11 protein-coding genes and 1 pseudogene are annotated in these 12909 nt (G+C 46.8%); 5 read left to right on the plus strand and 7 right to left on the minus strand.

Features of this window, described 5'->3' with window-relative positions; genetic code table 11:
• A pseudogene (locus L9Q40_RS13730) lies at positions 1-293 on the plus strand (L-arabinose isomerase); the annotation flags it as partial.
• Between the two features lie 437 nt (positions 294-730).
• The gene (gene araC, locus L9Q40_RS13735) at positions 731-1567 is read left to right on the plus strand and encodes an arabinose operon transcriptional regulator AraC (protein ID WP_014235075.1); all 837 of its coding nucleotides are present in this window, start codon (positions 731-733) and stop codon (positions 1565-1567) included.
• Between the two features lie 63 nt (positions 1568-1630).
• Here the strand turns inward: araC and galM are convergent, their stop codons facing one another.
• The 3 genes from galM to L9Q40_RS13750 are packed head-to-tail and all read right to left on the minus strand — an operon-like array spanning position 1631 to position 5110.
• Positions 1631-2710 (minus strand): galactose-1-epimerase, encoded by a 1080-nt coding sequence (galM, locus tag L9Q40_RS13740; RefSeq protein ID WP_498793614.1) that lies wholly within the window; start codon positions 2708-2710, stop codon positions 1631-1633.
• A 56-nt stretch (positions 2711-2766) separates the two neighbouring features.
• Positions 2767-3705, minus strand: a complete 939-nt coding sequence (locus L9Q40_RS13745) for a glycoside hydrolase family 43 protein (protein WP_014235077.1) — start codon at positions 3703-3705, stop codon at positions 2767-2769.
• Between the two features lie 10 nt (positions 3706-3715).
• Positions 3716-5110, minus strand: a complete 1395-nt coding sequence (locus L9Q40_RS13750; protein ID WP_020335004.1) for an MFS transporter — start codon at positions 5108-5110, stop codon at positions 3716-3718.
• Between the two features lie 289 nt (positions 5111-5399).
• On the opposite strand from L9Q40_RS13750, the gene L9Q40_RS13755 reads away from it, so the two are divergent.
• On the plus strand, positions 5400-5645 hold the full coding sequence (locus L9Q40_RS13755) for a DUF3297 family protein (RefSeq protein WP_014235079.1): 246 nt from the start codon (positions 5400-5402) through the stop codon (positions 5643-5645).
• A gap of 163 nt (positions 5646-5808) precedes the next feature.
• Here the strand turns inward: L9Q40_RS13755 and L9Q40_RS13760 are convergent, their stop codons facing one another.
• The 4 genes from L9Q40_RS13760 to L9Q40_RS13775 all read right to left on the minus strand — a co-directional run bounded on the left by L9Q40_RS13760 (position 5809) and on the right by L9Q40_RS13775 (position 10332).
• Entirely contained in the window at positions 5809-6789 is a 981-nt protein-coding gene (locus L9Q40_RS13760; protein WP_498793617.1) for an ABC transporter permease subunit, read from the minus strand.
• The gene (locus L9Q40_RS13765) at positions 6789-7640 is read right to left on the minus strand and encodes a taurine ABC transporter ATP-binding protein (protein WP_014235081.1); all 852 of its coding nucleotides are present in this window, start codon (positions 7638-7640) and stop codon (positions 6789-6791) included. Before L9Q40_RS13765 ends, L9Q40_RS13760 begins: the two co-directional genes overlap by 1 nt.
• A gap of 29 nt (positions 7641-7669) precedes the next feature.
• Positions 7670-8701 carry a taurine ABC transporter substrate-binding protein gene (tauA, locus tag L9Q40_RS13770; RefSeq protein ID WP_065300592.1) on the minus strand — a complete coding sequence of 344 codons (1032 nt, stop codon included), beginning with the start codon at positions 8699-8701 and terminating at the stop codon, positions 7670-7672.
• 215 nt (positions 8702-8916) lie between these two features.
• Positions 8917-10332 (minus strand): aminotransferase family protein, encoded by a 1416-nt coding sequence (locus L9Q40_RS13775; RefSeq protein ID WP_498793620.1) that lies wholly within the window; start codon positions 10330-10332, stop codon positions 8917-8919.
• Positions 10333-10511: 179 nt separating this feature from the next.
• Between L9Q40_RS13775 and pdxR the strand changes: the two genes are divergently transcribed.
• Together pdxR and L9Q40_RS13785 are read left to right on the plus strand one after the other, a co-directional pair.
• Positions 10512-11987, plus strand: a complete 1476-nt coding sequence (gene pdxR, locus L9Q40_RS13780; RefSeq protein WP_498793622.1) for a MocR-like pyridoxine biosynthesis transcription factor PdxR — start codon at positions 10512-10514, stop codon at positions 11985-11987.
• A 193-nt stretch (positions 11988-12180) separates the two neighbouring features.
• Positions 12181-12906, plus strand: coding sequence for a TSUP family transporter (locus tag L9Q40_RS13785; protein WP_498793624.1), 726 nt, complete (start codon positions 12181-12183; stop codon positions 12904-12906).
• The last annotated feature ends 3 nt before the right edge of the window (positions 12907-12909 follow it).

Here is a 12909-nt window from a genome sequence, read left to right on the forward strand (position 1 = left end):
TGGTGAATGAAATTGATACCGTGACACCACCATCAGATCTACCGAACTTGCCAGTGGCACACGCGCTTTGGGAACCTCAGCCTAACCTGGAAGTATCTGCGGCTTCATGGATTCATGCGGGTGGCGCGCACCACAGCGTATACACGCAAAACGTCACTTTGGATATGCTAGAAGACTTCGCTGAGTTTGCTGGTATCGAGCTGGTTGTGATTGACAAGAACACCACCATCCGTGACTTCAAAACAGAGCTGAAACACAACAGTCTGTTCTACCGTTTTAGCAGCGGTATCTAAAAACACGCATTCACCTATTCGGCTGAGGGGGTCAGTCGAGTAGGTGTTTCGCTATATTTTGAACATCCAACTTCCCGCACATCATGCCACCCTCCCTATTAGCTTGAACAATTCCCTACCTCTCGTTTTCGTTACCTATTTTTTTACTGCGCAAAGTAATCGAGTAGAATTTGTGGGTTATGCGTATGCCAAACGAACAAGGATAGCAGTGCGGTCTGTGACAACTATACTGATAAATCCATGCTTAGCATGACAGGTTGTGGCGTAGCGATGTGGCATGCCGAATTAGGTGTCTACCATCGCAACAACATAATGGCTGCAACCGATAATTATGGTGAAGCGTTAAAACAACGACTTAAACAACGCTTCCCACTCTGGTTTACTTTTTTGCCGCGCGATTTTGCGGCAAGTTTTAATGCTGTTATACGGAAAATAGAATGCAAAACGATCCCTTGAAACCTGGATATGACTTCAATGCTCATTTAGTTGCGGGTTTAACGCCAATCTCAAAAGGCAACGATCTAGACTTTGTTATTGACCGTCCTCATGGGATGAAGGGCTTTATCATCAATTTGACGGTAAAAGGTCAAGGTACCGTGTTCCACGGTGACGAATCCTTTACGGTTAATGAAGGCGATTTACTACTCTTTCCAACGGGTGTACCGCACTACTACCACCGCTCAGAAGAGGCAGAAGACTGGCATCATCGCTGGATCTATTTTCGCCCGCGCGCCTACTGGATAAACCGTCTTAAGTGGGAAAGCTGCATCAACGGTGTGTTTATCACTAAAGGTGTGCACATTGACGCTCAGGAAAAGCTCGAGCAGCTGTTTAAGCAGATTGAAGACCTGAGTAAGAAGGACGAGCCCTACAGCGATGAGTTGACGCTCAATTTGCTAGAGCAGCTATTGATACGCTGTAAAATGAACCAGCCGAACCTGATCAAGAAACTCGTTGATCCAAGAATCACCAACGTGTTGAATTACATGGCCAAACACCTCAATGAAGATTTCAGCAACGAAAAATTAGCCGATCTTGTGTGTTTGTCGCCCTCCAGATTGGGGCATTTATTCCGCGACGAAGTTGGGATGACGATTATCCAGTGGCGTGATGACCAACGAATTAGCCGAGCGAAACAGTTACTGGTGACATCGAACTATTCCATCAACCAAATTTCTCGCTTAATTGGCTATTCGGACCCACTCTATTTTTCGCGCGTATTTAAGAACAAAGCCGGGCTAAGCCCGAAACTCTATCGTGAGAAAGTGATGTAAGTAACCTTAAGACGCTGAGTATACATGTCGGGCAGGAATCTCTCCTGCCCGAATCATTTCTAATTATTGAAAGTTGAACTGGTAACTGGTTTGGTGCTGATAGAACGACTTTTGGGTAATAAAGCGTTTGTTCGCCTCTGGCCATTCTGGGTGGTTTGGGCAATCCGGTAAGAACTGAGTTTCAAGCGCTAGGCCTTGATAATCGCGATACTCCCCATTGCGAGAAGGCGTACCTGCCAAGAAGTTACCGCTGTAAAACTGAATCGCAGGTTTATCGGTAAACACTGACATCTCCACCAGCTTGTCTGAGCTAGTCAGGCGAGCGATAGTGCTAACGCCATCCGTTAACTCTTCAGGTAAGGTAAAAGCGTGGTCATAGCCTTTGGCTAGCTTCTGGTCTTCATCCTCTAACAATCGATCTCTGATTACCTGAGAGCGACCAAAGTCAAAACTGCTCCCTTGTACTGCTTTCAGCTCACCAGTCGGGATGAGCTGGTCATCTGTAGGTAGATAATCGTTCGCCAGTAGTTGCAGATCATGACCAAGAATGGTTTTGCCAGATTCCGCGCCGTCTAAATTAAAGTAGGCGTGGTTGGTCAGGTTTATTGGACAGTCTTGGTCACAAATCGCCGAGTATTCGATGCACAGCTGATTGTTTTCCGTCAGCGTATAAGCCACTTCAGCGGTCAGGTTACCCGGAAATCCTTGATCACCATCAGGAGACATCAAACAGTAAGTAATGTGTGAATCACTTTTGTCTTTCACTAGCCAGCGGCGTTTATCAAAACCTTCAATACCGCCATGTAGGCTATTACCATTATTGTTGCGAGTAATGGAATAGGTTTGTCCGTTTAAGTTGAACTGCCCCTTAGCAATGCGGTTGGCGAACCGGCCAATGGTCGCACCTAAAAAAGCAGAATGAGACTGATAATCGTGCAGCGAGGTCATGCCGAGCAGAACTTCTCTTGGCCCAGAAGAAGTCGGAAGCTGACAACTTAGCCATGTGGCACCAATATCCATAAAGGTGGCTGTCATGCCGTGATGATTACGTAATATATGAACCGTCGCAGGCTTACCATCGGTGAAAAGATCGTGCTCAATCGCAGCCTTGATCGAGTCGGGTGGGATAATGCTGTTGGGCATAGAGGCTCCTTTCAAAAACACAGTACCTGCAAATCGCAGGTACTGATATAACAGGATTAAATCGCTTCGCCAAAGAGTGGGAAACCATCTTTCCAAATGAGGCGTTTGATACGCGTATGGCGGTTAGGGTCCCAGAGTGGGTCGCCTTCAATTTCGGTGTAATCACGCGCATGATAAACCAATAGGTCGTGGCCTTCTTCATCAACGGTAAAGCTGTTGTGACCTGGCCCGTAAATCTTTTTCTCCCAGTTGGTTTTAAACACTGGTTGTTTGGCTTTCACCCAGCTTTTCGGGTCTAGCAGGTCACTATTTTCATCTGCATAGAGCAATCCCATGCAATAGTTTTCGTCGGTCGCACTGGCGGAGTAAGTCATCCAGAATTTACCATGGCGGTGAATTACCGATGGCCCTTCGTTAACCCAAAAGCCGATTTGCTCCCACTCAAACTCTGGAATTGTCAGGCACTGTGGCGCGGTACGCAGCTTAGTTGGCGTTTCCAACTCAGCAATGTACAAGTTTGAGTTACCACCGATGTTGTTGTCTTTTTGCGCCCACACGTAGTAGTTAACGCCATTGTGGCTGAACGAGGTCGCGTCTAAGCAGAAGGTATCCATACCAGTGTCGATTTGCCCTTCGAACGTCCATTCCGGTGTGATCGGATTCGGGTTCGAATTCGATATCGCGTACATACGGTGCTGGAACAAGCCATCGATGATTTCTCTAGACGGTGCGGCAGCAAAGTAGACATACCAAGCGTTATCGATAAAGTGCAGCTCTGGCGCCCAGATTAAATCACTGTATGGGCCTGTATCAGGCTTGTACCATGCGTTGATCAGTTCGCTGGTCGTGTCGAGCTCCGCGATGGTCTTTGCTCGACGAATCTCAATGCGATCGTATTCCGGTACCGAAGCGGTGAAATAGTAGTAGCCATCCGTGTGTTTGTAGATGTGCGGATCGGCACGTTGCTCGATAATAGGGTTTACGAAATCAGTCATACTGCTTACCTTAATTTGCGTAATTTGATTGTGGTTTTGAAGATTGAACATCGCTTAGGTTTTTCTCTTCTTCCAGGATGTTCGTTGCTGTCATCGACTGGTAATACTTATCGGTCACTTTGTATTTGAACATCAGCGAACCCATTAAGAAGTGGAAGAAACCAGGGATAACCGTCAGCATCAGTGCGATACCAGTCAGTGCGTAATCCGATTGCGCTTCATTTGGTACGTAGTTAAAGAATGTCAGTAGCCAACCAACCACTGCGCCGCCGATACCCATACCTAGCTTCTGGCTAAATGAGATGCCGCCAAACGCAAGGCCAGACACACGTTGACCGGTTTTGTAAGCGCCGTAGTCGACCGCTTCTGCAATGGCTGACCAGAACACTGGCGCATGTAAATCCACCACGAACGAAACTAAGAAATACAACACGAATGCCAACGCCAGATCATCACGACCAACGAAAACGTACAGCATCGCACTCAGTAACAGTACCGCGACCTGGCTGTAACGGAACAGTTTAATTTTGCAGTACTTTTTAGTAATCCAAGTTGATGCCACCATCGCCAGAATCGCCGCACCGACACCCGTCGCAAGGAAGGCTGAAATTGTGCCTGCGTCACCACCAAGGTAGTACTTAGCGTAATACGCAGCCACTGAACCACGAATTACGTAGCCGATAGTGCCCGTGACACATACCGCGCAAAGCACCAGCCATTGGTCGTTTTGCATCAACAACTTAACTTGGTCTTTAAATGATTTTTTGTCGACCACGTGTTCAATACGTTCTTTGGTGGTCGCGAAACAGAACAAGAACAGCAGTGTGCCCATCAGTCCCATAAGCCCCATCGAGTATTGGTAACCCAATTGAATGTTGTCTTGACCCCAAGCCGCTGATAGCTGCGGTACGATAATGGTGACCAGAAACGCCGCGATTTTAGCGAAGAATAAGCGATAGCCGTTCGCAGACAATCGCTCTTTCGGGTCATCGGTCATCACACTGATGAGGGAAATGTAAGGAATGGTCACCGCGGTAAACATGACTGTGACAAAGATGTACGTCGCGTAAGCGTAAACCAGCTTGGTGTTGTAATCGCCATCTGGCGTGCTGAAAGCGAGGTAAACCGAGATTCCGAAAGGAATGGCTAGAAAGAGCAGATACTGGCGGTAACGTCCCCAACGAGAGGTAAACTTATCAGTAATCATACCCATCACCGGGTCGGTCACTGCGTCGATTAATCGAACCACGATAAATAGCATCGCTAAGTCTTCGGGTTTAATACCAAAAATATCCGTATAGAAGAAGGTAATGATTAACATCATTGATGAAATCACCACGTTGACCGCCATGTCACCGGCTCCGAAACCGATTTTCTCAAGGACAGGTAATTTATATTTATACATAGGGACGAATCCATTGTTTTCACGATGACAGGGATACTACTTAGGAATCAGAGGTCTGGCTGTTAGGAATCTCATAGATACATGGTGATAGCGGTTTTGTGCATGCCTTCAGCCAATCTGTTTATGTGACAGGATGCGAATCAAGACGTCAGGACGAATAAATTACGATAACTACGGCAGTACAAACTTATAAAAGACAATCAGTCACAGGTTGGAGTAAGGTTATCTTGAACACGACGCGGACACTGACTACAATGGCGCACTTTCTTTACGGAATCCAGGTCATAAAATGAACGACACTACTAAACCAGCTCTACCAGATCGCCTTGCAGGTAACCCTCGTAGCCCATTCTTCGTGAAAGAGTGCTTCGACCACCAAATCGGTATTCGTTTCAACGGCAAAGAACGTACTGACGTTGAAGAATACTGCGTGAGCGAAGGCTGGGTAAAAATCGCGTCTCCAAAAGCAAAAGACCGTTTCGGTAACCCAATGCTGATCAAACTGAAAGGCGAAGTTGAAGCGTACTACGTGTAAGCCTTCCTTTCTGCTCATAAAGCCTGGTTTATCCAGGCTTTATTGTTTCTAGAACCACGTATCTGTTTTTCTATGTTATTTGGGAAATAGAAAAGTTTAGGACATAAAAAAGGCCAGCTTTGATAGCTGACCTCTTCGATAAAACTCATCCACTAAGCGGCGCTTAATACCCCTTCCAAGGCACCAGCTTTTTCTCCAGATAACGCATAAACAAATCAAATGCGTAAGCAATCACACCGATAATAATAATGCCTGCGATCACAACGTCTGTGACAAGGAATTCTGCGGCATTGAGCACCATAAAGCCAATCCCCGCTTCTGCTGCCACCATTTCACTCGCCACCAGCGTGGTCCAGCCAAAGCCAATACCGATACGCAGACCCGTCAGAATTTCAGGCATCGCACTTTTGATGATGACGTGATAAAGCACCTGAGTTTTGGAAGCCCCCATGGAATACGCCGCCTGAATCTGTTCACTACGCGCTGAATTCACACCCGCTCGGGCACTCAATGCGATTGGCGCGAACATCGCCAAATAAATCAACGTCACTTTACTGGTTTCATCGATGCCAAGCCAGATGATCACCAAAGGCAGGTAAGCAAGTGGAGGTAAAGGGCGGTAAAACTCAATCAAGGGATCGAAGAAGCCACGAATCCACACATTAGAGCCGATAAGGATACCAATTGGCACAGCGGTAACAACGGCGAGGATAAACGCCCCAAATACGCGCCCTAAACTTGCCGCCAGATGATCCGTGAGTGACACGCCAGAAAAACCATTGACCACCAAGTCACCAAAACGCTCTATCACTGCACTCGGAGCGGGCAAAAATAGCGGTTTTACCCAGCCCATTTCGGTGACCAGTGCCCATAGTGCGATAAAGAAAATACTCGCAATCACCGACACTAATCGAGAGTCGCCCTGCCCCGGCTCGCCATAATAGTTGCCCGGCACTAAAGTCTTCTTCTTTATTGCTTTGATAAGCGCATAAAAAGGGGGCGTTTTGTGAATCACACTATCTTGCTTGCGTTCTTCAACCGTCACTTGTTTGGTTTTGTCCTGTACGCGATCTTGTTTCACTTCCGTTTCTGCGGATGTTTCTGTAACCGCACCTGTTCCTGTAACCATAGCTGCTTGAGTCATTACGCCACCTCCGGTACTTCATCTTGGTGAATGATGGAAAGGATCTTTTCTCGCATCTCGATAAAATCAGGCATCGATTTAACGGCTCGTGCATCCCGACATTCCAAAAAGCGTTTGTTGAAGTCCAGGTCAAAGCTATGGGTAATACGCCCCGGTCTTGGCGACATCACGATGAGGCGAGATGCCATAAACAGAGCTTCTTCGACACTATGAGTGATAAAGAACATCATTTTGTTGGTGGTCTGCCACGCATCGAGAAGCAGCTCTTGTAAGGTCTCGCGGGTAAGCGCATCAAGTGCACCTAACGGCTCATCCAGCAACAGAATGCTCGGGTCGTTCGTCAGAGCTCGGGCTATCCCAACACGCTGCTGCATACCGCCAGAAAGTTGATACACCTTGTGCTGATGAAAATCTTCCAAACCAACTAATTTCAGGTATTTGGCTGCGCGTTCCAGGCGTTCTTCTTTGCTCACACCTCTAAGCTTTAAACCAAATGCTGTGTTTTCGATGACGTTAAGCCAAGGAAATAACGCATGTTTTTGAAACACCACGCCTCGGTCAGCGCTCGGGCCCACAATTTGGTCGCCAATATCACGCCCTAAGGCCACACGAGGTAAGCCTTCCACCGATGAGTTGCCCAAGGTTAAATACCCTTCTGTTGGAGTGATAAAGCCTGCCATTAAGTTCAATAGCGTCGTTTTGCCACAACCCGAAGCTCCGAGTGCAACGACCAGATCCCCTTGTTCTATCTCTAAATTAACCCCCGATAGAGCAAGGACGGGTTCTCCTCCCTGACGATCTTCATACACGACCGACACGTCTTCTATTTTCAGTGTTTTCTCTGTAGACATACGATACTTCCTTGTATTTGTAGATGTGATTACTGAGCTTTTGCTGCTTCGGCGTAACTTGGGTTAACAAATACGCTGTAATCTGGCATCAGTGCCGATATCTTCTTCTCTTTCAACAGAAAAGCAGACGTTGCTTCGAGCGCTTTGGTTGCACCGCCCTCTTTGCCACAACCCAGCCATTGACATGACAATTGAGTATCCACATCCAGGAATTCATATAAGCTCATCGCGTCAACCGCGCCTTCTGGTTCACCACCAGCCAGTTTCGCGACTGAAACCGCCATTGGGTCTTTAGCGCTGAAGGTTTCTTTTCCAGCGCGGTATTGCTGATCAACACTCGCAACCACAGTGATAAATTTAGAAACGAACTCACCGTTTTCAGCTGCAAACTGCTTGTTCGCAATCATTCCATCGAATGTCGGCTTGCCCCACGCGCTAAGTTGTTTTGAGCTAATAAGCACGCTGCCATCTTGCTTGATCTTGCCCAAAGCAGGATCCCAGATAAACGCGCCGTCAATATCACCACGCTGCCAGGCCGCCATGATCGCATTCGGCTGCATGTTGATGAGCTTGACGTCTTTCTCGCTCAATCCAAATTGTTCTAGAGCAAATAGCATGTGAAAGTGGGTAGTAGAAACAAATGGAACCGCGATGCGTTTACCTTTGAGATCGGCTGGCGAGTTAATACCACTTCCGTTTTTGACGACCAAGGCTTCTGCGTCTGCGATGTTTTCCATCACCCATACCAGTTCCATCTCAACGCCATTACTTGCCGCGCTCGCAATTGGGCTGGATCCAGCAACGGTCATATCGACAGCACCTGCCGCCATAGCCGTAATTGCTTTTGCGCCAGAATCAAACTTACGCCACTTGATGTCGTAACCCGTTTCTTTTTCAACCAGCTTTTGATCAATGGCATACTTCATCGGGTTGAACATTCCCTGGTAGCCGATCGTCACTTCTTTCGCTGCCCAAGTATTCATTGAACAAAGCAAAGTCCCCAGTAATACCGTTTTGCTCGCCAACTTGTTTTTCAGTGATTTATTCATCAGTGTCTTCATATCCACGTCCTTATGTGCTGTATGACATCTTCACATTACGAGTTGCTGTTGTGGTTAGGTAGTACCAGAGCATTTCTTTATTGGTCCAGTTACGCACCAATTCAGTGCGCCATCTTAGTGCATTTATTATCGGGTTTAACAACGAGAAAAAGCGCCTTGGCAATCCACGAAGGAGCACCAAGGCGCTGTTGATTTTTATTGGTTTTAAATAGACGTTAAATCACTGGCTCTGCGACTTTTTCGGCAATGGCCACGTCAATAACATTCACGATTTCGTCGGCTTGCTCTAGAGTGAGAGTCAACGGTGGACTCAAACACAAGGTATTATTTAACCGTTCAAAGGATCGATTGGTACGCCCGATAAGCACACCTCGCTTCATGCACTTAGCCACAATATCGGCAGCAACGGCCTCTTTGACAGGTTCTTTGCTCGTTTTGTCTTCTACCAATTCGATACCAAGAAATAACCCTTTTCCTCGCACATCACCGACCATTTCATATTTCGATTTCAAGCGCTGAAGCTGCGCCATTAAATATTCACCAACGTGAGCGGCGTTATTGATCAGGTTTTCTTCTTCAATGATTTTTAAGTTCTCTAATGCGGCGGCGGGTCCAATCGTGCAGCCGCCGAAAGTACTGATGTCTCGGAAGTAGCTGTATTTATCCGAAGGATCGTCTTTGAACTGTTGGAAAACTTCCTCTGTTGTCACGGTACAAGAGATAGCAGCGTAAGCCGATGCAACCCCTTTCGCCATCGTCACGATGTCTGGCTTGATACCATAATGTTGGTATCCGAACCATTTGCCAGTGCGACCAACACCACACACCACTTCGTCAACGTGAATCAAAATATCGTACTTTTTACAGATACGTTGGATCTCTTCGTAGTAGCCTTTCGGCGGGGTGATCACGCCACCACCCGCCGTGATCGGCTCAACGACAATCGCACCTACGGTTTCTGGCCCTTCACGTAAAATCACCTCTTCTAATTGTTGTGCTGCTTTGATGCCGTAGTCATCGACACTGCCAAACTGAGAGCGATACTCACAGCAATGCGGAAATTCAACAAAGCCTGGGGTAAACGGGCCGTACTGTGCTCTGCGTTCTTCTTGCCCGGTGGAACTCAAGCATGTGATGGTTGTACCGTGATAGTCTCGCTCTCGGTAAAGGATCTTATGCTTTTTACCACCATACTTTTTGTGCGCAATCTGGCGTACTATTTTGTACGCTTTTTCATTCGCTTCAGAACCCGAGTTAGAAAAATAAACACGGCTCATACCCGGCATTTTTTCGATGAGTTTACTGGCAAACTCCGCCATCACTGGAGATCCAGCGGAACCTGCAAAGTAGTTCAATTGCAACGCTTGGTTTTTTATCACCTCGGCAATTCGCTCGCGTCCATAGCCGACATTGACACACCACACACCACCTGAGCTCGCGTCCAAATAGCGATTGCCTTTAATATCCCAAACATACTCGTCTTTACCATGGGACATGATAAGCGGTGACTGGCTTTCAAATGCGGCATGTTGTGTTAAGTGATGCCAAACATGCGCTTTATCCCACGCTTCGACCTGTTCAACATCGCGCTGGGCTGGCTGCTGTGCCAAATGTGTTTGTCCGTAATCCATAAACGCTCTCCTTCGGTTTTCTTTCACCTTAGACAAGCTCCCTGTCTGGCATATAGATCCAGTTGTAGCTTTTTATGGGGTCAACACACATTGCAGTAACTATTAAGTAAAAGGGAAGTTGGTACGGTTGATGCTTAGCGATTGTTAGTAGAATAAAACAGCACCGTTATAGGCGAGTTATGAAAAGTGAATATTTGATGCACATACAATTCTCTCCAGAGAGAAGCTTGCAAGAACAAATTAGGGAACACTTACTCGACGCAATGCGTAATGGCGTCTTTGAAGATAAAGCGTTACCTTCGTGCCGCAAGCTGGCATCAATGCTCAGAGTTTCTCGAAATACCGTTGTTCTCGTCTATGACAAACTGGTTGATGAAGGGTATTTGAAGTCGCAGGAGCGCAGTGGCTACTACCCAAATACAGAAGCATTACACGAAGATTTAAATATCGACGACACATCAACATCGCGTGATGAAGTCATTCTTGGTGCAAAACCTGCCCATTTTTGGACCAACCGAATTAAGAAAGATCTGCGTAATCAACGCAATATATCCAAGGCCAAAAACTGGCAAGATTACCCTTATCCGTTTTTGTTCGGACAACCTGACCACTCGATATTCCCTCTAAACCATTGGCGCGAATGCTGCCGCTTATCACAGCGTTCCGGTGTAGTAAAAGACTGGATATCAGACTCAATCGACAGTGATGACCCGGCACTTATCAAACAGCTACAAAATAACGTGCTCACCAAACGCGGTATAAAAGCCCATCAGGAAGAAATTCTTATCACGATAGGTACACAAAATTCGTTGTATCTATTGGCAGAGCTGTTGGCAAATCAAGGAACGGCCATTGGTATTGAAGAGCCGGGCTACCCAGACGTGCGTAATATTTTTGCTTCTCGTGGCGCGCATATCGTACCTATTGGCATAGATTGCCAAGGGATTGAAATCAGCGACGAGTTAAAGCAGTGTGACTATGTCTACGTCACCCCGAGCCATCAAGTGCCCACCAATGTCACCATGTCGATGCAAAGGCGACAAGCACTGCTGGATGCCGCTGAAAAATATGACTTTGTGATCATAGAAGATGATTATGAGAGTGAAGTCAATGTGCTAAGTCAGGCGAGCCCATCACTCAAAAGTTTGGATACACATGGCCGAGTCATTTACATCGGTAGCTTATCCAAATCACTATCCCCGGGGCTGAGATTAGGCTATATGGTCACTGAAAGACCTTTGATTCAAGCAACACGTTCACTTCGACGCTTGATGTTCCGCCATCCACCAGCGAACAACCAACGCACCTGTGCACTGTTTATTTCGCTAGGTCATTACGACACCTATCTACGTAAGCTGAAAAATTGCTACCAAGAACGCTGGACTGAAATGCGTACTTCAATAGAAAAGCACCTGCCGCAATGTGTGACCACAGAAACGATGGGGGGCAGCTCATTCTGGCTGAAATTACCTGAACCTATCGACTGTGAAGCTTTCGCCAAAAAAGCTCAGGATGCCGGAGTGTTGGTAGAGCCTGGAACCATTCACTTCGCCCGCTTTCATTTAGATAGCCGTCGATACATAAGACTCGGCTTCTCCGCGATAGACAAAGGCAAGATAGACGCCGGGATCCAAAAACTCGCCTCACTATTGTAAACCCGCCCGAAAGCAAGAGATTTACCGAACCAATAACCATACATTACGAACTTAACTCGTGATGGTTTTTTTATTATTTTTCATGGCTTTACCTGCACCCATAAATAACCTCAACTGGTACTAAGGAATCCTTCCTAATCCAAGTAAATTAACATTAAGCATTACGGTTGGTTGATTAGAAAGGAAGGTCGCCGTGTCAGAATTTATCATTATTTCTACATTGATTGTTGCAGGTTTCATCAGAGGCTATACCGGCTTCGGTTTCTCAGCCTTGGTTATCCTAGTCCTTTCTTCTATGTACCCTGTTGCCGAAATGGTGCCTGCGGTACTGCTATTAGACTTGCTAGTTTGCTTGCCTTTGGTCGCTTCCGCGTGGAACAAAACCGATTTCAAAACACTGACCCCACTGCTGTGGGCTACGGGTCTTGGTGTACCTTTTGGTTACCTACTCTTGCTCTACCTGCCAGATAGTCAGCTTAAAGTGATCGTTCCGGGCGCGATACTAGCCCTTGCTGCACTCAGTCACAGCAAGCATGCCCTGACATTACAGCTATCACGGTCACCGTTGTTGTGTGGGTTTATGTCAGGCTGGACAACCAGTGCTGTGTCCGCAGGGGGCGCACCCGTTGTGATTTACATGCGCTATAGCAAGATGCCCATTGACGTGCAGCGCAATAGCTTAATCAGCTACTTCTTTCTTACTAGCTGTTTTGTTGTCGGCAGTAGCTATGTGATGACCAAACAGTGGTACTTCATGCCCGATCACCCATTAGGTTATGCACTAATTGCAATGACGGCATTGATGGCAGGAAAACAGGCTTTTAAATACAAGAACTTAAACATCATTCATCAAGCGGCATTCTATCTGATGTTAATACTATCAGCTCTGGCGCTGCTCCGAGCAATTTGGATGCTCTAACGG

The sequence above is a fragment of the Allocatenococcus thiocycli genome, assembly GCF_921292965.1.
Taxonomy (GTDB): domain Bacteria; phylum Pseudomonadota; class Gammaproteobacteria; order Enterobacterales; family Vibrionaceae; genus Vibrio; species Vibrio natriegens.

Bases quoted from the DNA above. Each gene is read 5' to 3' on its own strand.
- araC (WP_014235075.1), top strand. From the start codon at position 731: ATGCAAAACGATCCCTTGAAACCTGGATATGACTTCAATGCTCATTTA.
- galM (WP_498793614.1), bottom strand. From the start codon at position 2,710: ATGCCCAACAGCATTATCCCACCCGACTCGATCAAGGCTGCGATTGAG.
- L9Q40_RS13745 (WP_014235077.1), bottom strand. From the start codon at position 3,705: ATGACTGATTTCGTAAACCCTATTATCGAGCAACGTGCCGATCCGCAC.
- L9Q40_RS13750 (WP_020335004.1), bottom strand. From the start codon at position 5,110: ATGTATAAATATAAATTACCTGTCCTTGAGAAAATCGGTTTCGGAGCC.
- L9Q40_RS13755 (WP_014235079.1), top strand. From the start codon at position 5,400: ATGAACGACACTACTAAACCAGCTCTACCAGATCGCCTTGCAGGTAAC.
- L9Q40_RS13760 (WP_498793617.1), bottom strand. From the start codon at position 6,789: ATGACTCAAGCAGCTATGGTTACAGGAACAGGTGCGGTTACAGAAACA.
- L9Q40_RS13765 (WP_014235081.1), bottom strand. From the start codon at position 7,640: ATGTCTACAGAGAAAACACTGAAAATAGAAGACGTGTCGGTCGTGTAT.
- tauA (WP_065300592.1), bottom strand. From the start codon at position 8,701: ATGAAGACACTGATGAATAAATCACTGAAAAACAAGTTGGCGAGCAAA.
- L9Q40_RS13775 (WP_498793620.1), bottom strand. From the start codon at position 10,332: ATGGATTACGGACAAACACATTTGGCACAGCAGCCAGCCCAGCGCGAT.
- pdxR (WP_498793622.1), top strand. From the start codon at position 10,512: ATGAAAAGTGAATATTTGATGCACATACAATTCTCTCCAGAGAGAAGC.